This window comes from Massilia sp. LXY-5, from assembly GCF_059801075.1.
In genome coordinates, this window is the sequence record NZ_JBNNEH010000002.1 from 420,150 (window position 1) to 445,731 (window position 25,582).

At 65.4% G+C, this 25,582-nt stretch carries 25 protein-coding genes; 13 read left to right on the top strand and 12 right to left on the bottom strand.

Going from position 1 to position 25,582, the window contains the following annotated elements; translation table 11 throughout:
• Positions 1 to 12 precede the first annotated feature (12 nt).
• The 4 genes from ACI48I_RS05355 (at position 13) to rnk (ending at position 3,451) form a co-directional block, all read left to right on the top strand.
• A complete protein-coding gene (locus ACI48I_RS05355) occupies positions 13 to 723 on the top strand; it encodes a succinate dehydrogenase iron-sulfur subunit (RefSeq protein ID WP_498573547.1) in 711 nt (236 codons plus the stop codon).
• Between the two features lie 285 nt (positions 724 to 1,008).
• Positions 1,009 to 1,287, top strand: a complete 279-nt coding sequence (locus ACI48I_RS05360) for an FAD assembly factor SdhE (protein WP_193684913.1) — start codon at positions 1,009 to 1,011, stop codon at positions 1,285 to 1,287.
• 56 nt (positions 1,288 to 1,343) lie between these two features.
• Entirely contained in the window at positions 1,344 to 2,645 is a 1,302-nt protein-coding gene (gltA, locus tag ACI48I_RS05365; protein ID WP_193684914.1) for a citrate synthase, read from the top strand.
• Between the two features lie 398 nt (positions 2,646 to 3,043).
• A complete protein-coding gene (rnk, locus tag ACI48I_RS05370; RefSeq protein WP_498573548.1) occupies positions 3,044 to 3,451 on the top strand; it encodes a nucleoside diphosphate kinase regulator in 408 nt (135 codons plus the stop codon).
• 8 nt (positions 3,452 to 3,459) lie between these two features.
• Here rnk and ACI48I_RS05375 read toward each other — a convergent pair whose 3' ends face one another.
• Positions 3,460 to 3,837, bottom strand: coding sequence for a hypothetical protein (locus tag ACI48I_RS05375; protein ID WP_193684916.1), 378 nt, complete (start codon positions 3,835 to 3,837; stop codon positions 3,460 to 3,462).
• Between the two features lie 123 nt (positions 3,838 to 3,960).
• Between ACI48I_RS05375 and ACI48I_RS05380 the strand changes: the two genes are divergently transcribed.
• Both ACI48I_RS05380 and gluQRS read left to right on the top strand, forming a co-directional pair.
• Positions 3,961 to 4,455, top strand: coding sequence for a nuclear transport factor 2 family protein (locus ACI48I_RS05380; protein ID WP_193684917.1), 495 nt, complete (start codon positions 3,961 to 3,963; stop codon positions 4,453 to 4,455).
• Between the two features lie 46 nt (positions 4,456 to 4,501).
• Entirely contained in the window at positions 4,502 to 5,422 is a 921-nt protein-coding gene (gluQRS, locus tag ACI48I_RS05385) for a tRNA glutamyl-Q(34) synthetase GluQRS (protein ID WP_498573549.1), read from the top strand.
• Here gluQRS and ACI48I_RS05390 read toward each other — a convergent pair.
• The 10 genes from ACI48I_RS05390 to ACI48I_RS05435 form a co-directional block, all read right to left on the bottom strand.
• Entirely contained in the window at positions 5,400 to 5,861 is a 462-nt protein-coding gene (locus tag ACI48I_RS05390; RefSeq protein WP_193684919.1) for a DUF421 domain-containing protein, read from the bottom strand. The two genes, gluQRS and ACI48I_RS05390, sit on opposite strands and share 23 nt — an antisense overlap.
• A gap of 75 nt (positions 5,862 to 5,936) precedes the next feature.
• Positions 5,937 to 6,377: a hypothetical protein gene (locus tag ACI48I_RS05395; protein ID WP_193684920.1), complete on the bottom strand. Its 441-nt coding sequence runs from the start codon at positions 6,375 to 6,377 to the stop codon at positions 5,937 to 5,939.
• Between the two features lie 91 nt (positions 6,378 to 6,468).
• Positions 6,469 to 7,134, bottom strand: a complete 666-nt coding sequence (locus ACI48I_RS05400) for a response regulator (protein WP_498573550.1) — start codon at positions 7,132 to 7,134, stop codon at positions 6,469 to 6,471.
• Complete coding sequence (locus ACI48I_RS05405) at positions 7,131 to 8,666, bottom strand: ATP-binding protein (protein WP_498573551.1); 1,536 nt, start codon at positions 8,664 to 8,666, stop codon at positions 7,131 to 7,133. Before ACI48I_RS05405 ends, ACI48I_RS05400 begins: the two co-directional genes overlap by 4 nt.
• 64 nt (positions 8,667 to 8,730) lie before the next feature.
• A complete protein-coding gene (locus ACI48I_RS05410; RefSeq protein ID WP_498573552.1) occupies positions 8,731 to 10,998 on the bottom strand; it encodes a catecholate siderophore receptor Fiu in 2,268 nt (755 codons plus the stop codon).
• Positions 10,999 to 11,345: 347 nt separating this feature from the next.
• On the bottom strand, positions 11,346 to 12,692 hold the full coding sequence (locus tag ACI48I_RS05415; protein ID WP_498573553.1) for a sulfite reductase subunit alpha: 1,347 nt from the start codon (positions 12,690 to 12,692) through the stop codon (positions 11,346 to 11,348).
• Entirely contained in the window at positions 12,689 to 13,690 is a 1,002-nt protein-coding gene (locus ACI48I_RS05420; RefSeq protein ID WP_498573968.1) for an FAD:protein FMN transferase, read from the bottom strand. Before ACI48I_RS05420 ends, ACI48I_RS05415 begins: the two co-directional genes overlap by 4 nt.
• A 20-nt stretch (positions 13,691 to 13,710) precedes the next feature.
• Positions 13,711 to 14,553 (bottom strand): DUF4198 domain-containing protein, encoded by an 843-nt coding sequence (locus tag ACI48I_RS05425; RefSeq protein WP_498573554.1) that lies wholly within the window; start codon positions 14,551 to 14,553, stop codon positions 13,711 to 13,713.
• 12 nt (positions 14,554 to 14,565) lie between these two features.
• Positions 14,566 to 15,078 carry a DUF2271 domain-containing protein gene (locus ACI48I_RS05430; RefSeq protein ID WP_498573555.1) on the bottom strand — a complete coding sequence of 171 codons (513 nt, stop codon included), beginning with the start codon at positions 15,076 to 15,078 and terminating at the stop codon, positions 14,566 to 14,568.
• Between the two features lie 31 nt (positions 15,079 to 15,109).
• On the bottom strand, positions 15,110 to 15,778 hold the full coding sequence (locus ACI48I_RS05435) for a PepSY-associated TM helix domain-containing protein (protein WP_498573556.1): 669 nt from the start codon (positions 15,776 to 15,778) through the stop codon (positions 15,110 to 15,112).
• Positions 15,779 to 16,165: 387 nt separating this feature from the next.
• On the opposite strand from ACI48I_RS05435, the gene ACI48I_RS05440 reads away from it, so the two are divergent.
• The 6 genes from ACI48I_RS05440 to ACI48I_RS05465 all read left to right on the top strand — a co-directional run bounded on the left by ACI48I_RS05440 (position 16,166) and on the right by ACI48I_RS05465 (position 24,221).
• Positions 16,166 to 19,030: a 2-oxoglutarate dehydrogenase E1 component gene (locus tag ACI48I_RS05440; protein WP_193684928.1), complete on the top strand. Its 2,865-nt coding sequence runs from the start codon at positions 16,166 to 16,168 to the stop codon at positions 19,028 to 19,030.
• A 94-nt stretch (positions 19,031 to 19,124) separates the two neighbouring features.
• Entirely contained in the window at positions 19,125 to 20,381 is a 1,257-nt protein-coding gene (gene odhB, locus ACI48I_RS05445) for a 2-oxoglutarate dehydrogenase complex dihydrolipoyllysine-residue succinyltransferase (protein ID WP_193684929.1), read from the top strand.
• Positions 20,382 to 20,450: 69 nt separating this feature from the next.
• Positions 20,451 to 20,789 carry a PspC domain-containing protein gene (locus ACI48I_RS05450; RefSeq protein WP_193684930.1) on the top strand — a complete coding sequence of 113 codons (339 nt, stop codon included), beginning with the start codon at positions 20,451 to 20,453 and terminating at the stop codon, positions 20,787 to 20,789.
• Positions 20,790 to 20,804: 15 nt separating this feature from the next.
• Positions 20,805 to 22,238 (top strand): dihydrolipoyl dehydrogenase, encoded by a 1,434-nt coding sequence (lpdA, locus tag ACI48I_RS05455; RefSeq protein ID WP_498573557.1) that lies wholly within the window; start codon positions 20,805 to 20,807, stop codon positions 22,236 to 22,238.
• Between the two features lie 170 nt (positions 22,239 to 22,408).
• A complete protein-coding gene (zapE, locus tag ACI48I_RS05460) occupies positions 22,409 to 23,506 on the top strand; it encodes a cell division protein ZapE (protein ID WP_498573558.1) in 1,098 nt (365 codons plus the stop codon).
• Positions 23,507 to 23,528: 22 nt separating this feature from the next.
• A complete protein-coding gene (locus ACI48I_RS05465) occupies positions 23,529 to 24,221 on the top strand; it encodes a hypothetical protein (RefSeq protein WP_193684933.1) in 693 nt (230 codons plus the stop codon).
• Positions 24,222 to 24,334: 113 nt separating this feature from the next.
• Here ACI48I_RS05465 and ACI48I_RS05470 read toward each other — a convergent pair whose 3' ends face one another.
• Positions 24,335 to 25,132: a PP2C family protein-serine/threonine phosphatase gene (locus ACI48I_RS05470; RefSeq protein ID WP_193684934.1), complete on the bottom strand. Its 798-nt coding sequence runs from the start codon at positions 25,130 to 25,132 to the stop codon at positions 24,335 to 24,337.
• Between the two features lie 208 nt (positions 25,133 to 25,340).
• On the opposite strand from ACI48I_RS05470, the gene ACI48I_RS05475 reads away from it, so the two are divergent.
• Positions 25,341 to 25,541 carry a YdcH family protein gene (locus ACI48I_RS05475; RefSeq protein WP_056333185.1) on the top strand — a complete coding sequence of 67 codons (201 nt, stop codon included), beginning with the start codon at positions 25,341 to 25,343 and terminating at the stop codon, positions 25,539 to 25,541.
• Positions 25,542 to 25,582: the final 41 nt, after the last annotated feature.

A 25,582-nucleotide genomic window follows, 5' to 3' on the forward strand; every position in this document is an offset into this window, starting at 1 on the left:
TATAGGTAAAACATGGCACGCACAGTCCAACTGAAGATCTACCGCTACGATCCGGACAAGGATTCGAAGCCTTGCATGCAAGACATCACCGTCGAACTGAAAGACACCGACAAGATGTTGCTCGACGCACTGCAGCGCATCAAGTCGGACGTCGACGATTCGCTGTCGCTGCGCCGCTCGTGCCGCGAAGGCGTCTGCGGTTCCGACGCGATGAACATCAACGGCAAGAACGGCCTGGCCTGCACCACCAACCTGAACGAACTGACCCAGCCGATCGTGCTGCGTCCGCTGCCGGGCCTGCCGGTTGTGCGCGACCTGATCGTCGACATGACCCAGTTCTTCAAGCAGTACCACTCGGTCAAGCCCTACCTGATCAACGACTCGATCAAGCCCGAGAAAGAGCGCCTGCAGTATCCGGAAGAGCGCGAAGAGCTCGACGGCCTGTACGAGTGCATCCTGTGCGCCTGCTGCTCGACCTCGTGCCCGTCGTTCTGGTGGAATCCGGACAAGTTCGTCGGCCCGGCCGGCCTGCTGCAGGCCTACCGCTTCATCGCCGACTCGCGCGACGAAGCCACCGCCGAGCGCCTGGACAACCTGGAAGACCCGTACCGCCTGTTCCGCTGCCACTCGATCATGAATTGCACGGACGTCTGCCCGAAGGGTCTGAATCCGAACAAGGCGATCGGCAAGATCAAGGAATTGCTGGTCCGCCGCGCGATCTGAGTTGGTTCTTTGCGGCCGGCGCAATTTGGCCGGCCGTGTAAACGCGTGGGCACAAGTGCCCACCCTACAAACCCGACGCATACCCGTAGGGTGGGCGGGTTTCCCGCCCACGCGTTCAACCTGCCGGTGATCATTCGCGCGACCGTTTGGTAGGGTGGGCGCCCTGTGCCCACCGCTGTAAAATGCCCGCACTGCATCCCAAGTATTGCCATCAATACAGTAGAAGTACCGTACTGCCGATTCCCGGCAGCCGGAGTATAGTGTTGACCGACAACGGACTCTAGAGTGAATACGCAGCAAAACGCGCATCAATCCGACCCCGCCAACCGGGCCCGCCTGCGCTGGCGCGCACGCCGTGGATTGCTCGAAAACGACCTGATCCTCACGCGCTTCCTCGATGCGCATGAAGCAGACCTGAGCGATGACGACGTCGATGCGCTGACCCGCTTGCTGGACCTGGCGGACAATCCGCTGATGGACCTGCTGCTCGGACGCGCCGAGCCCGAAGGCGATGTCGACCTGCCGCATGTGCGCGCCCTGCTGGCGCGCCTGCGCCAAGCGTAAGCGAAACCCGGTTTCGTTTTATATTTTGTAGATTCCACTCCCAAGAAGGAAGTGCCATGAATATCTCTGATACCAAAGCCACCCTGTCGTTCTCGGACGGCAGCCCATCGGTTGACATGCCGATTTACAAGGGCACGATCGGCCCGGACGTCATCGACATCCGCAAGCTGTACGGCCAGACCGGCAAGTTCACCTACGATCCGGGCTTCATGTCGACGGCGGCGTGCAACTCGAGCATCACCTACATTGACGGCGACAAGGGCGAGCTGCTGTACCGCGGCTACCCGATCGAGCAGCTGGCCGAGAACTGCGACTTCCTGGAAACCTGCTACCTGCTGCTGAATGGCGAACTGCCGAACGCAGAGCAGAAGGCCACGTTCGACGAGACCGTGACCAAGCACACGATGATCCACGAGCAGATGAACTTCTTCTTCCGTGGCTTCCGTCGCGACGCGCACCCGATGTCGGTGCTGGTCGGCACCGTCGGCGCGCTGGCCTCGTTCTACCACGACTCGCTCGACATCAACGACGCCAAGCAGCGCGAGATCTCGGCGATCCGCCTGATCGCCAAGCTGCCGACCCTGGTCGCGATGGCCTATAAGTACTCGGTCGGCCAGCCGTTCATGTACCCACGCAACGACCTGTCGTACAGCGCCAACTTCATGCACATGATGTTCGCCAACCCGTGCGAAGAGTACAAGGTCAACGACGTGCTGGTGCGCGCCCTGGACCGCATCCTGATCCTGCACGCCGACCACGAGCAGAACGCATCGACCTCGACCGTCCGCCTGGCCGGTTCGTCGGGCGCCAACCCGTTCGCCTGTATCGCTGCCGGTATCGCCTGCCTGTGGGGCCCTGCCCACGGCGGCGCCAACGAAGCCGCACTGACCATGCTGAAGGAAATCGGCTCGGTCGAGAACATCCCAGCCTTCATCGAGAAGGTCAAGGACAAGAACTCGGGCGTCAAGCTGATGGGCTTCGGTCACCGCGTGTACAAGAACTTCGACCCGCGTGCCAAACTGATGCGCGAAACCTGCCACGAAGTGCTGGAAGAGCTGGGCCTGCAGGAAGACCCGCTGTTCAAGCTGGCGATGGAACTGGAACGCATCGCGCTGGAAGACGAATACTTCGTCTCGCGCAAGCTGTACCCGAACGTCGACTTCTACTCGGGTATCGTGCAGTCGGCCCTGGGCATCCCGGTCTCGCTGTTCACCGGTATCTTCGCGATGGCCCGTACCATCGGCTGGATCGCCCAGTGGAACGAGATGATCGCCGATCCAGAGCAGAAGATCGGCCGTCCACGCCAGCTGTTCGTCGGTTCGCCAGTGCGCGAAGTGCCGCCGATCGACAAGCGTTAATTCGGTTTAGATCGTTTCAGGAAAGCGGGCTGCGGCCCGCTTTTTTTGTTTGTGGCGCTATACTGGCGCCGTGTCCGTCGCATGCGTTGCGGCGTGCATGGGTACGACCGCGTGGGCGGAGCCCACCCTACGTTTTATTGCAGCAAGCGACTATATCCGGCCATGAATCCATTCAGCTACGAAAAGGCTTGTGGTTCACCCCTGAGCGAGGGAGGTCGCGTCGCGTCCATGCATGTCATTTGCACGCCAGCGGCGTGCGTGCGAGATCTCGCCTGGCTCTCTCGGGCTCGGTGAGGAAATCCGGCCGGCATCCGCCTTCCGTCCTCCCGAGCCTCCTCCACTGCATTGACCTTCTCCGCATGACGCGGAGCGTTTTCCTTTTGTATATGGAGTACCACATGAGACCACCTATCGTCGTATCCTCGCTCGACATGGAGCGCCTGGAACACCTGCTCGATTCGCTGCCCGCCGCCCAGGCCGGCACGCGCGCGGCCCTGCTGGAAGAACTGGCCAGGGCCGAGCTGGTCGAGCCGGCAGAGATGCCGGCCGACGTCGTCACGATGAATTCGCGCGTGCGCTTCGTGCTGGACCACGGTCCCGAAGAATTCGACATGGCGCTCGCTTACCCGAAGGACGTCAAGGGCGCACCCGACAGGCTGTCGGTGCTGACGCCGGTCGGCAATGCGCTGCTGGGACTGAAAGTGGGCGACAGCATAGCCTGGACGCGGCCGGACGGCGGGCGCTTCGAGGTGACGGTGCGCGAGATCGTCTACCAGCCCGAACGCGCGGGCGAACTGCACCGCTAGGCAGGCGCTCAGCGGCAGACGCCGCGCAGCCTGGCGACTGCGATGAAGGGCAGGGCGATGAAACCCGACAGGAAAAAGGTCGGCTGGTTTTTCAGCCCTTCGGAATGCAGGCAGTCCGGCAGGCGGGCGGCGGCAAAGTCTTTTGAAAACGATCGATAGGGCGTCGCGCTGAGCGAGTCGGCTTCCTGCCGGCGCGGCCTGGGATCGTTCTCGTCCGCTGTCGCTGCGATCGCCGTGCGGATCGTTTCTTTATCCAGGCGCGCCCGCAGCGGCAGCGCTCCCGCCTGCGCGGGCGGGGCAAGCGAGGGGCCTGGAGGCAAGGGCTTCGCCGGTTCGGCGCGGACGGCAGGCGCAAGGCAGAGCACGCAGATGAGCAGGAGTCGCATAAATCGCTGACAAGAAGTAATGTTGCCAAATATATACCTGAGCTGAAAAAGTTTGGCAATTTGTACACTTGGTTACATACGGCTGTGTAGAATGTGATTTTCCAGTCAACAATCGGCATCCACATGAAACGTTTGTTGCTCGCTTGTTCCCTGTTGCTGTGCGCGCTCGTCGCCCAGGCCGATCCCGGCCTCAAGAAACAGGTCAACGCCTTCGTCGACCGCTGGCACGACGACGCGGCGCATGCGCGCATGGCCTATTTCGACAAGATCGCGAAGGATGGTGTCTACATCGGGACCGACAAGACCGAGCACTGGCGTCGCGACGCGTTCAAGGCCTGGGCGCGGCCCTATTTCAAGCGCAAGAAGGCATGGGCCTTCAAGGCCCAGCGCCGTAACGTCTATTCGTCGGAAGACGGGTCGATGATCTGGTTCGACGAGCTGCTCGACACCCAGATGGGCGTCTGCCAGGCGAGCGGCGTCATGCGCCGCAAGGGCAGCAGTTTCGAGATCGTGCATTACCAGTTGTCGATGGCCGTGCCGAACGAGGTCGGCCGCCAGGTCACCCGCCTGATCCGCGACTTCGAAGAGAAGGACGGCTGGAAGGGCCGCCCGCGATAGGACCCTGTGGTATCGTGTTGCCCCGTCCAGGCAACTCCTTTACACCGTGAGTAATCCCTACGTTGGGCGTTTCGCCCCATCGCCCACCGGGCCCCTGCACGCCGGTTCGCTGGTTGCAGCCGTCGCCAGTCATCTCGATGCCCGCGCCCACGGGGGCGAGTGGCTGGTGCGCATCGAGGACATCGACGAAGGGCGCAGCGTGCCTGGGGCCGACACGGCCATCCTTGCGCTGCTCGATTCGCTCGGCATGCATTCCGACCGCGAGGTCGTGTGGCAAAGCCGGCGCAAGGCGCTGTACGCGGCGGCCGCCGAACGGCTCGGGGCATATGCCTACCCCTGCGGCTGCAACCGCCGCGAAATCCTCGACTCGCGCCTGGGCGTCGCGCCCGACGGCGCGGCCATCTATCCCGGCACCTGCCGCCACGGCCTCGCGCCCGGACGATCCATGCGCAGCCTGCGCCTGCGCGTGCCGGACTCACCCATGGATGCCATCAGCTTTGTCGACCGCTTTGCCGGCTTGAGAACCCAGCACCTGGCGCATGAATCCGGCGACTTCGTCCTGAAACGCGCGGACGGCTACTGGGCCTACCAGCTGGCGGTGGTGGTCGACGACGCCGAGCAGGGCGTGACCGACATCGTGCGCGGCGCCGACCTGATCGATTCGACGGCGCGCCAGATTTACCTGCAGCGCCTGCTGGGCGTGCCGACGCCGCGCTACCTGCACGTGCCCGTCGTGCGCAACGCCAACGGCGAAAAGCTCTCCAAGCAGACCGGCGCGCTGGCCGTGCTGCCGGGCGACGAAGCGGCGGGCGTCAAGGCCTTGCTCGATGCCGCGCGCTTCCTCGGGCTGCCGCTTGCCGGCACGCGGCCCGCCACGCTGGCCGGTTTCTGGGCGGCGGCGATTCCCGCCTGGTCGGCGCTGCTGGCCGAGCGCGAGCTGTCGATTACTTCTTCTTCTGGATCGTGATTTCGCCATCGGCCTCGAGGAAGGCGCATTCCATGTCTTCCCGCTTGCAGTCGGCCGAGCGCAGCGACTGTTCGAGGTCGGACTCCGTGATGCGGCAGCGCTTGACGACCTTGTCGAAGAACTGGCCGTCGCGCCCGATCAGCACCGCCGTGCCGTCGAGCATGACCGACGCCCGTTTGCTGTTGGCCGACAGCCAGGCCACGGCGGTGTTCAGGGCGATCAGGGTGGCGGCAATGATCAGGCCGCCGCTCAGCGAATTATCGCCGCCGGACAGGGAATTCGAGACGGCTTCCGACAGCAGCATCACCACCAGCAAATCGAAAGGCGTGAACTGGCCGACCGTGCGCCGGCCCGAGACGCGCACCATCAACAGCAGTGCCAGGTAGACGACCGCGCCGCGTACGATAAATTCCCACCACGCCAAATCCATATCGAACATAGCCGCCCCGACGATTGATTGCTGATGAGCAGATTCTAATCATTTTGCCAACAGGGTGCCGTCCGCCAGAAACGCTTAATCCGCCTTTCGGTAGCTGCGCAGCTGGAACACCATGCGCCCGTCGACCCGTTCGCACAGGCCGCGCATGGTTTCGCCCGGCCCGAGCGTCCAGGTCAGGCTGCTGCCGTTCGCCTTGCCGGCACAGGCGGCGTGCGCCGCGGCCGGGATCTCGGGCAGGGGCGGCGGCGCCGGCGGGGCGGGTGGGGCCGGCATGGCGGGCGGTGCGGGCGGCGTCGGAGGGACGGGCGGGATCGGCGCATAGGCCAGGTCGCCGTCGGCATGCGGCGCAGGCGGGGCCGGCGGGGCAGGGGGAGTCGGCGGCGCCGGTGGGGCGGGCGGGGCGGCGCAGGGTCCGCTTTTTGCGGGCTTGCAGTCGATCCGGACGGCGGCCTCGCTGCTGCCGGCGGCCAGCAGCAGGGCAGTCGGGACGATAAGGAAGATGGCGCGTGGGTGCATGTCGTTCTCCTTGCGGTGTTCGTTTCGGGCGCGCGTAATGGTGGCGCCGATGACCTCATCTTGCGCCGCGAATGTGGAGACAAAATGGAGTTCAGTACTCGAAGCGGTAGCCGAGGCCATAGATCGAGCGGATCGGTTCGAATCCGGGCGCGGCGGCGTCGATCTTGCGCCGCAGGTTCTTGATATGGCTGTCGATCGCGCGGTCGGTCGCGTCCAGCTTGTCCTGGCATGCCAGCTCGAGCAGCCGGGCGCGCGAAAACACCTGGCCGGGCCGCGCGGCGAGGGCCGCCAGCAGGTCGAATTCGGTGCGCGTCAGCTCCAGGGCCTGGCCGCGTACGCTGGCGCGGCGGGCGGCCGCGTCGATTGCCAGCGCTGCCGCCGGCGCAGGGGCTGTGGCGCCGCTGCGGCGCAGGATGGCCTTGACGCGCGCCACCAGTTCGCGCGGGCTGAAGGGTTTGCACAGGTAGTCGTCGGCGCCCAGCTCGAGGCCGAGCAGGCGGTCGATCTCCTCGACCCGCGCCGTCACCATCACGATCGGTACCTCGGAAAAGGCCCGCACCTCGCGCCACAGCGCCAGGCCGTCGAGGCCGGGGAGCATCAGGTCGAGCACGACCAGCGCCGGCACCCTTGCGCGGATCGCAGACAGGGCCTCGAGGCCGTCGGCAAAGACCGTGGCATCGAAGCCGGCGGCGTGCAGGTAATCGGCGACCAGGGCGGCCAGCTCGGGCTCGTCCTCAACGATATAAACAGTATTCATTCAACCCGCCCAAATGACAGCGTGGCGCGCAGGCCGCCGAGCGGCGAGTGGGCGAAACGCAATTCGCCCCCTTGCGCTTCGACCAGGCGCAGGCAGAGCGCCAGTCCGAGCCCGGCGCCGCCGCCCGCACGGCTGCGCGAGGCATCGACCCGGTAGAAACGCTCGCCCAGGTGCCTGAGCGCCGCCTCCGGCACGCCCGGTGCGCTGTCGTCGATGACCAGCTCGAAGCGTCCCTCGGCCACCCGCGCCGAGAGTGCCACGCGGCCGGGCGTGCCCGTATAACGCAGGCTGTTTTCGAACAGGTTGCGCAGCACTTGCCGCATGCGGTCCGCGTCCGCAAGCACCTCCGACCGCGGCGGTGCGCTCCCGGACTCCAGGGTCAGCCCGGCCGCCTTGAAACGGTCCGTGAACGACTGCGCTTCCTCACATGCCAGCTGCCACAGGTCGAGCGGTTCGCGCCGGCAGTCGAGGGCGCCGACGTCGGCGCGCGCCAGCGCATACAGTTCATCGATCAGTTTCGACAGGGCCAGCACCTGGCGCAGCATCGCCGCCACGTGGCCAGGGTCGGCGCTGCGCACGCCGTCCTGCAGCGCTTCGAGCTGGGCGCGCAGCACGGCCAGGGGCGTGCGCAGTTCGTGCGAGGTGTCGGCTACCCATTGGCGGCGCGCAGATTCCGCGCCTTCCAGGCGGGCGGCGAGGACGTTGAAGTGGCCGGCCAGCTCGCCCAGCTCGTCGCTGCGGTCGTCCTTCAGCCGGGTGTCGAAACGGCCGTCGGCCAGCGCCCGTGCTCCTTGCGCCAGGCGCCCGATCGGACGCCGGAAGTGGCTGGCCAGCAGGGTCGCGGCGAGGGCGCTGAGCAGGACGCCGGCCGCGGCGATCGGCCACAGGCTGGCGCCGAGCTGCTGGAGGAAGGCGTAGGCGAGGGCGTCGGTGGGCCGCGCCGTGCGCGCCACCGCCAGGAAGCCGACCGTGCGGCCGTCGACCAGGATCGGACGCCTCGCCAGCGGTAGCGCACCCGGCGGCCTGCCGGCGAGCACGCGACCGGCGGCGTCGAACAGAGTGATGCGCGACTGGAGGGACGCCGCCTCGGCAGGTTCGGATGCTTCGTGCAGGGGTGGCGGCGGCAGCGGCGGCAGGGGAGGGGCCGGCGGCGCCGGCGGAGCGGGAGCCGCAACCGCGGCAACGGGAGCGGACGGCGCCGCAGGTACGGCGGGTAGCGCGCGCACCGGTGCCGCCGGCGCCGGCGCCGCAGGCAGGGCACGCGCTTCGCGCTCTGCCTGCAGCCGCGCCAGTTCGCGCGATATCCAGTCGCGCCGGGCGCCGGCCGGGACGAAGCGCCAGTCGCCGTGCTGCGCGTAGCGCCGGGCGAGGTCGTTCGACAGTTCTTCCAGGCGGTCCAGTTCGATCTGGACCGCGTAGTCGCCGAAGCTCTCCAGCACGTTCTGGCGCAGCAGGAAGACGGCGCTCGCCGCCACCGCCAGGATGGCCAGCAGGACCGAGAGGAACAGGCGAAGGCCGATCGATATCTTCAAGGGAGACCAGGAGGAAGTGGCAGCTTGCCATTCTAGGGCAAGCAGCGTTCCCGGTCATCCATTCTCAGAAACGCAGGTTCGCCGTCAAGCTGGCCGAGCGCGGCGTGCCCGGCGTGTAGCGGTAGCCGCTCTTGTTGATGCTGGCGATATAGCGCTCGTCGCCGAGGTTGTAGACGTTCAGGCGGATGTCCAGGTTGCGGTTGACCTGGTAAGAGGCCATCGCGTCGAACACCCAGTACGAATCGGTGTACGCGGGCGTGCCGATGGCGCCATCAAGTCCGCGCAGCAGGCGGTCGCTGTAGCGCGCGCCGCCGCCCAGCTTCAGGCCGAAGGGCAGCTCGTACGAGGTCCAGAGCGTGAGCGCATTTTTCGGCGTGTAGGCGAGGTGGTTTTCGCCGAGCGCGGTCGTGAGCTTGCCGGCTTTTACGCTGGTGTCCATGTACAGGTAGCCGGCGCTGACCAGCCAGTTGCGCGCCAGTTCGCCCGTTGCGCCCAGTTCCACGCCCTGCACGCGCTTCCTGCCGGTCTGGTAGTACTTCAGGTCGACCGGGTCCTGCTCGACTTCGTTCTTCACTTCGGTGCGGAACAGGGCCGCGCTCAGGGCGAGCTTCGCCTTGAACAGATCGAGCTTGCCGCCGATCTCGGTGGTCACGGTTTCCTGCGGATCGTAGATCGGGTTCTGCGCGTTGTTGAGGTTACCCGAGACCGTGAAACCGGAACCCGGCGGCAGCTTCGAGCTGGCGGCCATCGCATAGATGCTGCTGTTCGCCGTCGGCTTGTAGAGCGCCGAAAGCTTGCCGTTGACCAGGGTGTCGCCGACCGTGAAATGGGTCGGCACCAGTACATTGTTGGTGAGTGCGGCCACGGTGTAGTCACCATTGAAATGGTCGAGGCGCAGGCCGCCGTTGAAGATCCAGCGCTCGCCGAACTTGATGGTGTCGAAGGCGTACAGGCTTTGCGTGCCGATCGTACCCTCGTTGTAGGCGCCGGTGCGCTTCGGCGTCAGGCCGGTGACGGGCGCCGCCGCATCCGGACGGTACAGGTTCGCGGCGGGGAGCAGGCCCAGGCCCGTCAGGCCGTAGGCAAGCTGGCGCTCGTTGGTCAGTTCGAGGCCCGTCACCAGCGTGTGGCGCAGGCCGCCGGTGGCGAACTCCGAAGTGAGGGCGCTCTGGTTGGTGAGGATGCGGTTTTCCTGGTCCTTCACGGTGCGGGTATTGCGCACCAGGGTCCACGTCGACGGATCGGCTGGGTTGGGCGTGGCCAGGTTGGCGCTCGATCCCATGAAGGCGCTGAGCAGGTAGTCCTGGCTGGTACGGCCGTAGCGCGTGATGTTGTGCAGCCTGAAGCCGGGCGCGAAGTCGTGCTCGATGCGCACGGTTGCCATGTCCGCCTTGATCTTGTCGTAGTCGCCGGTCGAGCCGTAGAAGTTCTGCGGATCGACCGGTGCGGCGGCGCCGATGAAGGGACGGGAACGGTCCGGGCTGGTGTAGCCGGGCAGGCCGACGGTCGGCACGCCGCCATCGGGGATATTGTCCTGGTCGACGTGCAGGTAATCGAGCACCACGCGCGTCGGGCCGTTCAGGCCGAAGCCGAGGCTCGGGGCGATGGCCCAGCGCTTATCCGTGACCACGTCGCGCGCCGGACGGCCGGCGTCCTGCGCCATCGCATTCAGGCGCAGGGCGATGCCGCGGTCGGCATCCAGTACTTTGTTGGCATCGAGCGTGACACGCTTCTGCGAGGCGCTGCCGACCGTCGCCGAACCCGACACCGCGTCTTCCATGTTCGCTTTTTTCGAGACCAGGTTGACCGAACCGGTTGGGGCGCCGCGGCCGCTGTCGGTGCCGGCCGGGCCTTTCACGACATCGATCTGCTCGAGGTTGAAGACGTCGCGCGAGACCGAGCCGACGTCGCGCACGCCATCGACAAAGATGCTGCCCGAGGTATCGAAGCCGCGCATGAAGATCGCGTCGCCGGTGTTCGTGTTGCCGTTCTCGCCGAGGAAGAAGGCGCCCACGCCCGGGGTGTTGCGCAGCGCTTCGGTCAGGGTGAGGGCGCCTTGCTGCTCGATCAGTTCCTTCTTGATGACCTGCACCGACTGGGCGGTGTCGACCAGCTTCTCGGTGTACTTCGGCGAGGACGCACGCTCGGCCTTGAACTCGTTTTCCTGGCGGCCGACGACTTCGACTTTCGAGACCGGCATGGCGTCGTCGAGGGCGGGTGGCGAGGCCTCGCCGGCCTGCGCGGCGAGTGGGAGCAGCATCGTCGCCAGGGCGGCGCTCATCTGGTGCTGGAATCGGCTGGGGGCGTGCTTGCGGCTGGTGATCGGGTGCATGGTCTTCCTGTTTTCTCTCGTTGGAGGACGCCCGTTGAGGCGGGGCGCTTCTTGTTGGGTTGACCAGCATTCTAGATAGGGCTCCACGATTTGTAAACGAGAATCGTTATCATTCGCGTTTTCATTTGAGGTGCTGATGCACCGTAGGGTGGGCTCTTGAGCCCACGCGTTACGCACGGCTGCCGGTCGAAACACCGCACGTATTCCGCACGCTCTGCAACGCGTGGGCTCAAGAGCCCGGTGAACCCGTCGTTGAGGCCATTAGCCTCAACGACCCCATACGGTGCACTATGGATTCGGGCGTAAAAAAAGCCACCGCGTGGGTGGCTGTCAGCATGCGCGGTGCGTTAGTACACGTCGCGCCGATATCTGCCCTGCGCCGCAAGTTCATCCAGTGCATCCGCTCCCAGCGCAGCCGCCAGCGCCTCGTGCACCCCGCTCGCCATCCCCTGCAAACTGCCGCAGACATACACCGCCGCGCCGCGTGCGATCCAGGCGCGTACTTCGGCCGCCTGCTCGGCCAGCACGTGCTGCACATAGCGCGCCTCGGCGCCGTCGCGCGAGAAGGCGGTGTCGAGGCGCGCCAGGCGGCCCGCGTCGCGCCAGCGTTCGAGTTCGTCACGGCAGAGGAAGTCGGCCCGCGCATTGCGCTCCCCGAAGACGAGCCAGTTGTCGGCCACGCCGGCGTCGATGCGCGCTTTCATGTGGGCGCGCAGGCCGGCCAGGCCGGTGCCGTTGCCGACCAAGATCAGCGGCCGCGCCGCATTCTCTCCGAGGCGGAAGCGCGCATGCGCGCGGATGCGCAGGGCGATGGTGTCGCTGCCGCCCGCCTCCAGGCACAGCCAGCCCGAGGCCGCACCAAGGCTGCCGTCGCGAGTGTCATCCTTGCGTTGCAGGCGCACCAGCAGTTCGATGCGCCCTTCGCCCGGAACCGAGGCAATCGAATATTCGCGCGGCAGGTCCGGGTCGCGCGGAGCACGGACCTGCACCAGGTCGCCGGCTTCCCAATCCGGCAATGCCCCCTCGGCGGGGATCAGGGCGATGCGGTACAGGGGCGCGCTGGCGCTGCCTTCGTTGAGCAGCGTGCGCTCGAGGATGCGCCACTGGCCATAGGCCGGTGCTTCCCAGTCCGGCAAATCGCTGGTGCCGGCCAGGTGGCTGAGCTGGTGCTGCCAGCCCGCGATGGCCTCGGCGTTGCCGCGGTCGACGTCGATGCGCGCGAACAGGGGCGTGGCGCCGCGCGCCGTGAGCCATCCATCGAGCGCGCGGCCGAAGCCGCAGAAGTGGGTGTAGCTGCTGTCGCCCAGCGCAAGCACGGCATAGTGCAGCTGCGACAGGTCGGCGCCGCCGGCCATCGTGACGCCGGCGAAGCGCGCGGCGGCATCGGGCGAATCGCCTTCGCCATAGGTGCTGGCGATGAAGAGGGCGCGCGTGCTGCCGGCGAGGGTGCCGGCGTCGAGGTCCTCGATGCTCAGGGCGCGTGCCGACAGGCCGCCGGTGGCGAGCGTGGCCGCGGTCTGTTGGGCCAGGTATTCGGCGTTGCCGGTCTGGCTGGCGTAGACCACCAGCCAGTCGGCGTCGCCGTCCGGGACCGCAGGCGTCGCCCTGCGCAGCATGGCCGTGCACAGTCCGCCCCAGGCGGCCACCAGTGCGAGGGCGCTGCCCCAGCGCACGGGATCGATCGTGAGCATCATTGCAGCAGCGCCCGGTAAGCCGTCGTCGTGCGCTCTTCGAGACCGCCGCGACGGCGCAGCAGCAGGCGCGCGGCGAGACCGCGTTCCTCGGCAAAGGCCAGGCCAGCCTCGGGGCCGAGCACGGTGATCGTCGTCGACAGCGCATCGGCCGCCATGCAGCTCGGATGCAGGACGGTGCAGGAAGCGAGCTCGTTTGAGACCGGATAGCCGCTGCGCGGATCGAGCGTGTGCGAAGCGCGCAGCGCGCCATGCTGGAAATAGCGGCGGTAATCGCCCGAGGTGGCGATCGACAAACCGTGCAAGGCGGCGACCGTGGCCGGACTGTCCACACCGGGCACGCCTTCGAGCGTCACCCACCAGGGCTGGCCGTCGGGCTTCATGCCGGCACCGCGCAGTTCGCCGCCGATCTCGACCAGGTAATGGCGCACGCCGTGCTGTTCCAGGCACCGGGCCAGGCGGTCGACCGCATATCCCTTGGCCACCGAGGAGAAATCGAGGAGGGCGCCGCCCGGCTGCAGCAGGCGTGCACCGGCACGGTCGAAAACCGGATGGAGAGACGCGCGCTGCGCCAGCGTGGCCTGCACCGCGTCGGGCGCGGGCGCATAAAAACCCGGCTGGTTGTAGCGCCGCTCGGGACCGAAGCCCCACAGGTTGACCAGCGCGCCGGAGAAAGGATCGTAGGCGCCGCCGCTGTCGGCAGCTACCTGCAGCGCGTAGTCGAGCACGTCGACAAATCGCGGCGGCAGCGCATGCCACCTGCCGCTTGGTGCGCGGTTGTAGCGGCCCAGGATGGAATCGGGTTCCCAGTGGCTCATCTCGCCGACGATGCCGTCGAGTTCCCGCTGCATCTGCTCGCCGAGATTGCTGCGCACGCCGGCAGGGACGAGCAGGTGCGCCGACCAGCTCGTTCCCATCGTCGACCCAGCGGCGTCAAAGAGGACGCTGCCGCCAGGGGGCGCGGCGGGATCGATGGCGAGGGGAACGAGGACCTGGCGCAAGGGAGTACTCAAAGGCGCGCTTACTCCGGCAGGGCTTCGAGCGTGGCCGTGTAGGCGTAGCGCTTGCTCTCGGCCGGGCCGTTGTCCGGAGCAGGACCCTTGCCCGGATTCGGCGGATAGGCCGCGTTCATCCAGTACATGTTTGCGGCTGGCAGCTTGAAGCTGGCTTCGCCCTTGGCGTCCGTGGTGAGGCGGATTTCGCCGGCCACGCCACGGTAGCGCACGCCGCCCGGCACCAGGGAAAACGGCAGGTTCGGCAGCGGTTTGCCGTCGAGCAGGAAGCGCACGCGCATCGTCTCGTTGGCGCGCAGGTCGTTCGGATGGGTCAGCGGGACCATTTCCAGGCCTGCATTCGTCGGCTTGAGGGCGGCATCATTCGTTTTATGTGCGGTGACGAAGGTTTCGATGCGCTGGTGGGTGATGGTCTTGCGCACGTCCTGCGCGCCGGCCGGCACCTGTTTCGCAAAATCGGCCTCGCTGCCGCGGAAGCGTTTGACTTCCTCGCCGACCTTGTAGCTGCCCATCACGTTGGTGCTGACCAGGGCGATGCGGTAGGTGCCTTCCTTCGGGAGCGGCAGGTCGATCGAGGAACGCAGTTTCCCCGTCACGGCGGCGGGGCCGGCCGCAGTCGTCCCGTCCGGCGCGGTGACGGTCACGCCGTCCATCCGCAGTGGCATGTGGTCGAAGTCGAACAGGCCTTCCGAGACTGCGCCGTCGATCGTGACCCAGGCTTCCTTGGTCTCGACGATGGTCGAGGTCGGGAGCATCCAGGGGCGGTGGGCGCTGGCAACGCCGGCGGTGGCGAGCAGGATCAGGCCGAGTACGCCATGCTTGACGAATGAACTGTGGAGCGAGTTTTGCATGATGGCTTTCTCTTATTGGATGTTGATCGACACGGCGCCGAGTTCTTCCTTGCCGTTGGCCGTGGCCGCGACCTTGCCCTTGGCCGGCAGGCTGAACGGCACGCGCACCAGTTCGCGTCCGCCCGCTTCACGCGCCGCTTCGATGACGAGCTTGTAGTCGCCGGCCGGCAGCTTGTCGATGCCGGTCTTCGCCGGGCCGAAGCTCAGCGTGTGGGTGCCGGCGGCACGGGTCGCGCCGGAGACGCCGTCGATCGGCAGCGTGGTGTCGCGGCCCGCTTTGCGCCACCAGGTGCGCATGTCCTTCACCCATTTCTCGCCGGCGTTGTCCTTCTTCTTGACGTCGTAGAGCACAGCCAGGGTCGAGGCGACGGCGCCGTCGGCCTTTTCGATCCACATCGCGACATAGGGCTTGTGGTACTCGGCCACGTTCAGCTGCGGCAGTTCGAACTTCACCGACAGGTCGGCGGCCACGGCGCCGCCCGAAATCAGGGGCAGGGTCAGGGCGAGCGAGGGAGACAGTTTCATGCAAATGCCTTCTGTATTAATAGATGCGAGATTAGTGAACGAACAAGAGTGCGAGTACGGCCGGCAGGACGATGCCGAAGCCGATCACGGGCCAGGTCGAGGGCCGGTTGCCGGCGTGGATCTTCATGATCAGGAAACCGGTGATGCAGAACACGAGGCAGGCAAGGGCGAAGAGGTCGATGAACCAGCTCCACACGGGGCCGGTATTCCGGCCCTTGTGCATGTCGTTGAGCCAGGAAATGGCGCCGCGGCTGGTAAGTTCGTATTCGGCCTTGCCGTCGAGGCTGACGCGCAGCCAGGCATCGCCGCCCGGACGGGGCAGGGCGATATACGCGTCTTCCTCGCTCCATTCGGCGGAGCGGCCGCGCAGGTCGACCGGGAAGGCTGCGTTCGCCCATTCGGCGAGCTGGGCCGGCACCGGCGCCTCGCCGTCGACGTGCTGTTCGGCATACACGCGCAGTGCAGGAAGCAGCGCCGCCGGCACCACAGACTTGATGCGCGTGACCTCCGGCTTCGATTCGATCTGCGCCGCATGGTTCAGCGTGAAGCCGGTGATGCTAAAAAGCAACATCGCCGTCAGGCAAATCGCCGAGCTGATCCAGTGCCACTGATGCAAGGTCCTCAGCCACAACGAGCGCCGTGCGCCGGGCAGGGCAGCAGGGGCTGCTTCGGTCGAGCGCGGCGGGTTCTGGACAGACATGCAAGCTTCCTGTTGAGTACACAACGCAAATGATAACTATTATCATTTAGGTGGTCAACAAAATTCAGTCCAGCCCTTATGCGTGCCGTATGTTGCGTTACAATACCCCCCGCTATTGCGGAGAATCAGGAAGGTTCTTCTCAGTAACATGGGGTCGTCAGCAACCGTAGCGAGCGGAAGGAATTTCGGCCGAGGAGCGCAGCTGTACAAGCGTACAGCGAGCACCGCAGGCCGAAAGTCCGACGCGCAGCAGGTTGATGGCGACCCCATCTGTCCTTCCCCCACAACTTGATGTAGTAAGTGCGATCCGCTAACCGGTCAGGCCGTGTCGCGGAAGGTTAGATTAACCCGCCAAACTCGCGAAGCGCGAAGAAAAGGTGAGCAAGAATGATGCAACAACAAACTGCGAACTCGTACCTGTTCGGCGGTAATGCGCCGTACGTGGAAGAGTTATACGAAGCCTACCTGAACAATCCTGGCTCGGTCCCGGACAACTGGCGCGCCTATTTCGACAGCATGCAGAACGTGCCTGCAGTCGACGGCAGTGCCCGTCCCGACGTGATCCACTCGTCAGTGATCGCCTCCTTCGCCGAACGCGCGAAGCATGGCCCGATCCGCACCGTCACCGCCACCGCCGGCGAAGCCGACCCGGAAATGGCACGCAAGCGCGTCGCCGCGACCCAGCTGGTCGCCGCCTACCGCAACCTCGGCTTGCGCTGGGCCAACCTGGATCCGCTGCAGCGCCAGGAACGTCCGCCCATCCCTGAACTCGATCCGGCCTTCTACGGTTTCACCGATGCCGACCTGGACACCAAGTTCAACATCAGCAATACCTATTTCGGCGGCGAGAACGCATCCCTGCGCGACTTGCTGCAAATGCTGCGTGACACCTACTGCCGCTCGATCGGCGCAGAGTTCATGTACGTCAGCGACCCGACCGAAAAGCGCTGGATCCAGGAGCGCCTCGAGTCGATCCGTTCGACCCCGACCTTCACGGCCGAGAAGAAGCGCCACATCCTCGACCGCCTGACCGCGGCCGAAGGCCTGGAACGCTACCTCCACACCAAATACGTCGGCGCCAAGCGCTTCTCGCTCGAAGGCGGCGAGTCCTTCATCGCCTCGATGGACGAGACCATCCAGCGCGCCGGCGAAAAGGGCGTCCAGGAAATCGTCATCGGCATGGCCCACCGCGGCCGCCTGAACGTCCTGGTCAACACCCTGGGCAAGGCGCCATCGGAACTGTTCGAAGAATTCGAAGGCAAGCACGCCGACGACCTGCCGTCGGGCGACGTGAAATACCACCAGGGCTTCTCGAGCGACGTCTCGACCCCGGGCGGCCCGGTCCACCTGTCGCTGGCCTTCAACCCGTCCCACCTCGAGATCGTCAACCCGGTCGTCGAAGGTTCGGTCAAGGCCCGCATGGAACGTCGCGGCGACCGCAAGGGCAAGACAGTGCTGCCGATCCTGGTGCACGGCGACGCCGCATTCGCCGGCCAGGGCGTGGTCATGGAAACCCTGAACCTGGCGCAAACCCGCGGCTACGGCACGGGCGGCACGATGCACATCGTCATCAACAACCAGATCGGCTTCACCACCTCCGACCCGCGCGACGCCCGTTCGACGCTGTACTGCTCGGACGTCGTGAAGATGATCGAAGCGCCGGTCCTGCACGTCAATGCGGACGACCCTGAAGCGGTCGTGCTGGCTACTCAGATCGCGATGGACTACCGCGTCGAGTTCGGCAAGGACATCGTCGTCGACATCATCTGCTACCGCAAACTGGGCCACAACGAGCAGGACACGCCTGCGCTGACCCAGCCGCTGATGTACAAGAAGATCGCCAAGCACCCGGGCACCCGCAAGCTGTACGCGGAGAAGCTCGCTGCCCAGGGCACGATCGCGGCCGACGAAGGCGACAAGATGGTTGCCGCCTTCCGCGACGCGATGGACGCCGGCAAGCACACGGTCGATCCGGTCCTGACCAACTACAAGAACCAGTTCGCCGTCGACTGGGCGCCGTTCCTGAACAAGAAGTGGACCGACGCGGCCGATACCGCCGTGCCGCTGGCGGAACTGAAACGCCTGGCCGAGCGCATCACCAAGGTGCCTGAAGGTTTCAAACCACATTCGCTGGTCGAAAAAGTGCTGGCCGACCGCGCCGCCATGGGCCGCGGCGAACTGAACCTGGACTGGGGCATGGGCGAACACCTGGCCTACGCGACGCTGCTGTCGTCCGGCTATGCGATCCGCCTGTCGGGCCAGGACGCCGGCCGCGGCACCTTCGTGCACCGCCACGCCGTGCTGCACGACCAGAACCGCGAGCGCTGGGACCAGGGCATCTACCTGCCGCTGGCCAACGTGTCGGAAAACCAGGCACAGTTCACGGTCATCGACTCGGTGCTGTCGGAAGAAGCGGTCCTCGGCTTCGAGTACGGCTATTCGACCGCCGAACCGAACACGCTGACCATCTGGGAAGCCCAGTTCGGCGACTTCGTCAACGGTGCCCAGGTCGTGATCGACCAGTTCATCGCTTCGGGCGAAGTGAAGTGGGGCCGCGCCTCGGGTCTCGTCATGATGCTGCCGCACGGCTATGAAGGCCAGGGTCCGGAGCACTCGTCGGGCCGTATCGAGCGCTTCCTGCAGCTGTGCGCGGACAACAACATGCAAGTCGTCCAGCCGACCACCGCCGCGCAGATCTTCCACCTGCTGCGCCGCCAGATGGTGCGCCAGTTCCGCAAGCCGCTGGTCATCTTCACGCCGAAATCGCTGCTGCGTAACAAGGATGCCGGTTCGTCGCTGACCGAGCTGACCAAGGGCGGTTTCCAGACCGTGATCGGCGAGACCGACGAGAAGATCGAAGCGTCGAAGGTCAAGCGCGTGATCGTCTGCTCGGGCAAGGTCTATTACGACCTGGTCAACGCACGCAAGACGCGCGGCGTGAACGATGTCGCGATCATCCGCATGGAACAGATGTACCCGTTCCCGCACAAGTCGTTCGGCGCCGAACTGAAGAAGTTCAGCAACGCGACCGAAGTGGTGTGGGCACAGGACGAGCCGCAGAACCAGGGCCCGTGGTTCCAGATCCAGCACAACATTTTCGAAAACATGGACGAAGGTCAGCGCCTGGCATATGCCGGCCGTCCGGCCTCGGCGGCTCCGGCTGTCGGCTACTCGGACAAGCACGTGGCGCAGCAGAAGGAACTGCTGGACACGGCGTTCTCGAAGCTCAAGGGTTTCATCCTGACCAAATAAGTCCACACCGCAAACCGGTCGCCCCAAGGCGGCCGGTTTGTTTAATGTGTGTAACGTGTTTTCAAAATCACAGAATAATTTAACGGAGTTTTACATGGCACAAATCGAAGTCAAGGTCCCGCAACTGTCGGAATCGGTCGCTGAAGCGACCCTGCTGTCGTGGCACAAGAAGGTCGGCGAGCCTATCGGCCGCGACGAAAACATGATCGACATCGAAACCGACAAGGTGGTCCTTGAACTGCCGGCGCCAAGCGCCGGCGTGATCGTGCAACTGCTGAAGGCCGACGGCGCCACCGTCGTCGCCGGCGAAGTCATCGCCGTCATCGACACCGACGCCTCGGCGCAAGTCTCCCCGCTGGAAGTGAAAGCCGTACCGTCGGCCGCGCCGAACGCAGCGATCTCGACGCCAGCCGCTGCTCCTGCCGCCACCGGTGGCGCGATGTCCGGTGTCGCCATGCCGGCCGCTGCCAAGATCCTGGCCGACAACAACATGAACGCCGCCGGCATCGACGGCTCGGGCCGCGACGGCCGCGTGACCAAGGGCGACGCCCTGGCCGCAGTCGCCAACAAGCCTGCCGCCGCTCCAGCACCGGCACCAGCCGCCAAGCCGGCGCTTCAACAGGTCGCCGCACCGGTCGCGAACCTGGGCGACCGCGCCGAAGAGCGCGTGCCGATGAGCCGCCTGCGCGCCCGTATCGCCGAGCGCCTGCTGCAATCGCAGTCGACCAACGCCATCCTGACGACCTTCAACGAAGTCAACATGGCACCGGTGATGGACCTGCGCGCCAAGTACAAGGACAAGTTCGAGAAAGAGCACGGCGTCAAGCTGGGCTTCATGTCCTTCTTCGTCAAGGCCGCCGTTGCCGCACTGAAGAAGTACCCGATCCTGAACGCCTCGGTCGACGGTAACGACATCGTCTACCACGGCTACTTCGACATCGGTATCGCCGTCGGTTCGCCGCGCGGCCTGGTGGTGCCGATCCTGCGCAACGCCGACCAGATGTCGATCGCCGAGATCGAGAAGAAGATCGGCGAATTCGGCCAGAAAGCCAAGGAAGGCAAGCTGACCCTGGAAGACCTGTCGGGCGGTACCTTCTCGATCTCGAACGGCGGTACCTTCGGCTCGATGCTGTCGACCCCGATCATCAACCCGCCACAGTCGGCGATCCTGGGCGTGCACGCGACCAAGGACCGTGCCGTCGTCGAAAACGGCCAGATCGTCATCCGTCCGATGAACTACCTGGCGATGTCCTACGACCACCGCATCATCGACGGCCGCGAAGCCGTGCTGGGCCTGGTTGCGATGAAGGATGCGCTGGAAGATCCGGCGCGCCTGCTGCTGGACCTGTAATCTCTCTGTAACGGCCCGGACACGCAGGCCAGCGCTTGCGTGTCCGCCGAACCCTAGTGGAGGACTGCCATGATCTCCGATGAAATCCGGCGTCTGCACGAGCTGCACCAGGCCGGCGCATTGACGGCCGCCGAGTTTGAACAGGCCAAGGCGCGGGTACTGTCCGGCGCTGCCCCCGGCAGCGAAAAGGTCAGCCTGAACAAGGGCGACGGCACGCTCGCCGGCGACTTCAATGCGCTGCGGCGCTCGCGGGTGGACCGCTGGCTCGGTGGCGTCTGCGGCGGCCTGGCCCTTGCGACCAACATCGACGCCTGGGTCTGGCGCCTCCTGTTCGCGCTGTTCACCATCACCTTCGGGTTCGGGGCCGTGATTTATCTGCTGATGTGGATTTTTGTCCCAGAAGAATAAATAAGGAAGCTATTCATGAGTAACGAGAAACAATTCGACGTCGTCGTCATCGGCGGCGGCCCTGGCGGCTATATCGCTGCCATCCGCGCAGCCCAGCTCGGCTTCAAGACGGCCTGTATCGACGAGTGGAGCAACGCGGCAGGCAAGCCGGCTCCAGGCGGCACCTGCACCAACGTCGGCTGCATCCCGTCGAAAGCGCTGCTGCAATCGTCGGAACACTTCGAGCACGCCGGCCACGCCTTCGCCGAGCACGGCATCAATGTCGCCGGCCTGGAACTGAACCTGCCGCAAATGCTCAAGCGCAAGGACACCATCGTCAAGCAGAACAACGACGGCATCCTGTTCCTGTTCAAGAAGAACAAGGTCACCTTCTTCCACGGCCGCGGCGCCTTCGCCGGCAAGGCCGAAGGCGGCTACACCATCAACGTGACCGGTCCAACGACTGACACGCTGACGGCGAAGAACGTCGTCGTCGCCACCGGCTCGAACGCACGCCAGCTGCCGGGCGCGGAATTCGACGAGAAGCTGATCCTGTCGAACACCGGCGCCCTGGCTATCGATGCGGTTCCATCGAAGCTGGGCGTGATCGGCGCCGGCGTCATCGGCCTGGAAATGGGTTCGGTATGGCGCCGCGTCGGTGCCGACGTTACCGTGCTGGAAGGCCTGCCGACCTTCCTGGGCGCGGTCGACGAGCAGATCGCCAAGGAAGCCCACAAGCTGTTCACCAAGCAGGGCCTGAAAATCAACCTGGGTTGCAAGATCGGCGCGATCACCAAGGGCGAGAATAATGTCACGGTGCAGTATGCCGATTCGACCGGCGCAGAGCAGACCGCGACCTTCGACCGCCTGATCATCTCGATCGGCCGCGTGCCGAACACGATCGGCCTGGGCGGCGAATCCGTCGGCCTGCAGCTGGACGAGCGCGGCTTTGTGGTCGTTGACGACGAATGCCGCACCAGCCTGCCGGGCGTGTGGGCAGTCGGCGACGTCGTGCGCGGCCCGATGCTGGCGCACAAAGCCGAGGAAGAGGGCGTTGCCGTTGCCGAGCGCATCGCCGGCCAGCACGGCCACGTCAACTTCAACACGATTCCATGGGTGATCTACACCTCGCCGGAAATCGCGTGGGTCGGCAAGACCGAGCAGCAGCTGAAGGCCGAAGGCGTCGCGTACAAAGCCGGCACCTTCCCGTTCATGGCCAACGGCCGTGCGCGCGCGCTGGGCGACACCTCGGGCATGGTGAAATTCCTGGCCGACGCCACCACCGACGAAATCCTGGGCGTGCACATCGTGGGCCCGGTCGCTTCGGAACTGATCTCGGAAGCCGTCGTCGCGATGGAATTCAAGGCCTCGTCGGAAGACATCGCCCGCATCTGCCACGCGCACCCGTCGCTGTCGGAAGCCGTCAAGGAAGCCGCGCTGGCGGTCGACAAGCGTTCGCTGAATTTCTAGTAGGGTGGGCATGCCCACGCGGAACTTCGCATCACGATAGCCCCCGTAGGGTGGGCGGGTTCCCCGCCCACGCGTTCAAATTACGTATTCCAGCCCGCTCCTTGGCTTGCGTATGTGCGTTGAACGCGTGGGCGGGAGACCCGCCCACCCTACGTTTATATGTGTAACTTATGAACGTCCAAGAGTACTACCAGCACGCCCTCGCCGAGCGCGGCTTCAAGTCCGATCCGGCCCAGCAGGCCGCGGTCGACCGCCTCCAGCAGGCGTACGACGACTGGGTCCAGTACAAGGCCCAGCGGTCGTCCGCTTTCAAGCGTCTCATCAACCGTCCGGACGTGCCGCGCGGCGTCTACATGTGGGGCGGGGTAGGGCGCGGCAAGTCCTTCCTGATGGACAGCTTCTATTCGGTGGTCCCGGTGGTGCGCAAGACGCGCCTGCACTTCCACGAATTCATGCGCGCCGTGCACGGCCAGCTCGATGAACTGAAAGGCGTCGCCGATCCGCTCGACGAAGTGGCGAAACGCATCGCGCGCAAATACCGCCTGATCTGCTTCGACGAATTCCACGTCTCCGACATCGCCGACGCGATGATCCTGTATAACCTGCTGACCGCGCTGTTCAACAACGGCGTCAGCTTCGTGATGACCTCGAACTACGAGCCGTCGACGCTGTATCCGGATGGCCTGCACCGCGACCGCATGCTGCCGACCATCGCGCTCCTCAAGGAAAAACTCGACATCCTGAACGTCGACGCCGGCAACGACTACCGCAAGCGCGCCATGGAACAGGTGCAGGCCTACTACACGCCGCTCAATGCGGCATCGGACCACGCACTGCGCGAAGCCTATTCGAAAGTCGCCGACACCGCCGACGAAAGCCCGATCGTCCACATCGAGAAGCGCGAGATCCGCGCGCTGCGCCATGCGGGCGGCGTGATCTGGTTCGATTTCGCGACCCTGTGCGGCGGGCCGCGTTCGCAGAACGACTACCTGGAACTGGCCACGCGTTTCCACACCGTGATCCTGTCCGGGATTCCCGCCATGTCGGCAGGCCAGTCGTCTGAGGCGCGCCGCTTCACCTGGCTGATCGACGTGTTCTACGACCACAAGGTCAAGCTGATCATGTCGGCGGCGGTGGAGCCGGAGCAGCTCTACACGCAGGGCATGCTGGCGAACGAATTCCACCGCACCGTCTCGCGTATCATTGAAATGCAGTCGCGCGAGTACATGCTCGCCGAACGGCGCGGCGCGGCCGACGCCATCGCCTGACCGCTCGAACCCGAGGAAGAAGATGACGAAATCACAGTCCCTGTTGCGCCATGGCGGCGCAGTGTTGATGTTCAGCCTGCTGGCCGCCTGCGCCGGCCAGCGCCCCGCACCGGTGAGCAAGGCCGTCGCGCCGACCACCTCGGTGGCACAGGCCGACGAGCGCCTGGCGGCAGTGGCGGCCGAGCGTGCCGCGATCGGAGCGCGCTATACTGCGCGCGAGGCGGTCTGCTACGACAAATTCTTCGTGAATAACTGTCTGGACGAGGCCAAGGAACTACGCCGCATGGCGCTGGCCGAGCAGCGCATGATCGAGGTCGAAGCCGAACACTTCAAGCGCAAGAACACGGTCGAGCAGCGCGACAAGGCGATCGCGGAAGCCGAAGCGAAGTTCCAGGCCGAGGAGGCGAGCGCCGCCGCCCAGCCGCCGGTGGCGCCAAAGACGCTCACACCGGTGCCGCCCCCGCGCGCATCGACGGTACCGGGCCGCATCGCCCGCCGCAACGCGCGCGCCGCCCAGGAGGCCGCTGCGGAACCGGCGAATGCCGCGACGCGTGCTGCAAATGCGGCCGCTTTCGAGGAAAGGCGCCGCAAGTCCGAAGAGCGCCAGCGCGACGTCGCCCGCCGCAAGGCTGAACGCGAAGCCAAGCGCGCCGCGGAAAAGGCCAGGAAGGAAAAGGCGGAGGCCGAACAGCAGGCACCTGCCCCATCACGTTGACCGCAGCGTAACGTACGGGGTCATTGATGCTAATGGCATCAATGACGGGTTCACCGGGCATGCCCGATGAAGCCGTGGGCGAGGCCATTGGCCTCGCCCACCCCTACGACCGTTCACTCCCGCGCCGCCACCCCAAACACTCCTGTCCCCTCCGGCAAGGCCTTCACCAGCTTCACAATCGCCATCGAGCAATTCCCACCCTTGCCCTGCGACCGTTCCCGCGCCTTGCTGATCAGCATCTCCGACGCCTGACGCGGCGTCGACCTCGCCAGCGCCGCCCCCAGTTCCGCATCGGTAAAGAAATGCCACAAGCCGTCCGAGCAGAGCAGGAACTGATCGCCCGGCGCCATCCCCATCTGCCAGCCCACCGTCACGAACGGTTCCTTGCGGCTATTACCCAGCACATTGAGCAGCAGCTTCGAGCGGCGGTGGTTGCGCGCCGCGTCGAGCGGCAATTTGTCGAGGGAGACCAGGTGCTCGATATACGCCTCGTCGTTCGTGCGCAGCACCGGATCGCCGTTTTCGAAACGGTACAGGCGCGAGTCGCCCACATGGGCCCAGACCGCCTCGCCGTGCGGGGAGAGCAGCAGGCCGACGAAACTGGCGTGCGCTTCCTCGCCGGTGGTGACGGCGTTCATCTTGATGACGAGGTGGGTTTCCTGCACGATGTCGCGCAGCAGCTGGGCCAGGCGCTCGGGATTGGGCGTGTCGCTCGGCTTGAAGCTGTCGAATACCTGTTTGGCCGTGTGGAGCACCTGTTCGGCGCCGGCGGCGCTGTTGATGCCGTCGGACAGCACGGCCAGCACGTGGCCCGGCGCACGCGCACCCGTCAGCATGGCGACCCGGTCGTTCTGGCGCGGGCGGTTGCCGATGTGCTGTGCGGTTCCGGCCTCGATCTTGAAGAGATTCATAAACTTTGATGCTTTCCGTGGCTCAGAAGCCAATCTTTGTTGGCGGCAACGTCGCTCTGGATTAAACTATGCACCGAGATGCCGTCGCGTTGCAAGCCGTAAGCGTTAATCTGCAATGCGAATTCGGTATGCCCAGCGCCTGCCTGCGGCGCCCGCTTGCGGTCCCCGCCGCCCCGCCTTGTTGAAAAACTCGTTTGGAACCGCCATCATGACCGATGTCCAAGACATCCAGCGCCGCATTATTGAACTCGACGTCGAACACCGCGACCTGGACGCAGTCATTGCCATGCTGACCGCCGATGGCCATGCCGACCAGCTCCAGCTGCGCCGCCTGAAAAAGCGTAAACTGCAGCTGAAAGACCATATCACCCTGCTGAAAATGCAACTCGTGCCGGACGTGCCGGCCTGATTGCTTTTCGGCCTCCGGATTCAAGCTCCGCATTTAAAAAA

What these genes read in the sequence shown, in the direction of transcription:
- gltA (WP_193684914.1), top strand. Translation starts at nt 1,344, where the DNA reads ATGAATATCTCTGATACCAAAGCCACCCTGTCGTTCTCGGACGGCAGC.
- ACI48I_RS05415 (WP_498573553.1), bottom strand. Translation starts at nt 12,692, where the DNA reads ATGATGCTCACGATCGATCCCGTGCGCTGGGGCAGCGCCCTCGCACTG.
- ACI48I_RS05395 (WP_193684920.1), bottom strand. Translation starts at nt 6,377, where the DNA reads ATGCACCCACGCGCCATCTTCCTTATCGTCCCGACTGCCCTGCTGCTG.
- ACI48I_RS05425 (WP_498573554.1), bottom strand. Translation starts at nt 14,553, where the DNA reads ATGCAAAACTCGCTCCACAGTTCATTCGTCAAGCATGGCGTACTCGGC.
- rnk (WP_498573548.1), top strand. Translation starts at nt 3,044, where the DNA reads ATGAGACCACCTATCGTCGTATCCTCGCTCGACATGGAGCGCCTGGAA.
- ACI48I_RS05390 (WP_193684919.1), bottom strand. Translation starts at nt 5,861, where the DNA reads ATGTTCGATATGGATTTGGCGTGGTGGGAATTTATCGTACGCGGCGCG.
- ACI48I_RS05465 (WP_193684933.1), top strand. Translation starts at nt 23,529, where the DNA reads ATGACGAAATCACAGTCCCTGTTGCGCCATGGCGGCGCAGTGTTGATG.
- ACI48I_RS05430 (WP_498573555.1), bottom strand. Translation starts at nt 15,078, where the DNA reads ATGAAACTGTCTCCCTCGCTCGCCCTGACCCTGCCCCTGATTTCGGGC.
- ACI48I_RS05355 (WP_498573547.1), top strand. Translation starts at nt 13, where the DNA reads ATGGCACGCACAGTCCAACTGAAGATCTACCGCTACGATCCGGACAAG.
- ACI48I_RS05470 (WP_193684934.1), bottom strand. Translation starts at nt 25,132, where the DNA reads ATGAATCTCTTCAAGATCGAGGCCGGAACCGCACAGCACATCGGCAAC.
- ACI48I_RS05410 (WP_498573552.1), bottom strand. Translation starts at nt 10,998, where the DNA reads ATGCACCCGATCACCAGCCGCAAGCACGCCCCCAGCCGATTCCAGCAC.
- ACI48I_RS05380 (WP_193684917.1), top strand. Translation starts at nt 3,961, where the DNA reads ATGAAACGTTTGTTGCTCGCTTGTTCCCTGTTGCTGTGCGCGCTCGTC.
- ACI48I_RS05435 (WP_498573556.1), bottom strand. Translation starts at nt 15,778, where the DNA reads ATGTCTGTCCAGAACCCGCCGCGCTCGACCGAAGCAGCCCCTGCTGCC.
- lpdA (WP_498573557.1), top strand. Translation starts at nt 20,805, where the DNA reads ATGAGTAACGAGAAACAATTCGACGTCGTCGTCATCGGCGGCGGCCCT.
- ACI48I_RS05450 (WP_193684930.1), top strand. Translation starts at nt 20,451, where the DNA reads ATGATCTCCGATGAAATCCGGCGTCTGCACGAGCTGCACCAGGCCGGC.
- zapE (WP_498573558.1), top strand. Translation starts at nt 22,409, where the DNA reads ATGAACGTCCAAGAGTACTACCAGCACGCCCTCGCCGAGCGCGGCTTC.
- odhB (WP_193684929.1), top strand. Translation starts at nt 19,125, where the DNA reads ATGGCACAAATCGAAGTCAAGGTCCCGCAACTGTCGGAATCGGTCGCT.
- ACI48I_RS05375 (WP_193684916.1), bottom strand. Translation starts at nt 3,837, where the DNA reads ATGCGACTCCTGCTCATCTGCGTGCTCTGCCTTGCGCCTGCCGTCCGC.
- ACI48I_RS05475 (WP_056333185.1), top strand. Translation starts at nt 25,341, where the DNA reads ATGACCGATGTCCAAGACATCCAGCGCCGCATTATTGAACTCGACGTC.
- ACI48I_RS05400 (WP_498573550.1), bottom strand. Translation starts at nt 7,134, where the DNA reads ATGAATACTGTTTATATCGTTGAGGACGAGCCCGAGCTGGCCGCCCTG.
- ACI48I_RS05440 (WP_193684928.1), top strand. Translation starts at nt 16,166, where the DNA reads ATGATGCAACAACAAACTGCGAACTCGTACCTGTTCGGCGGTAATGCG.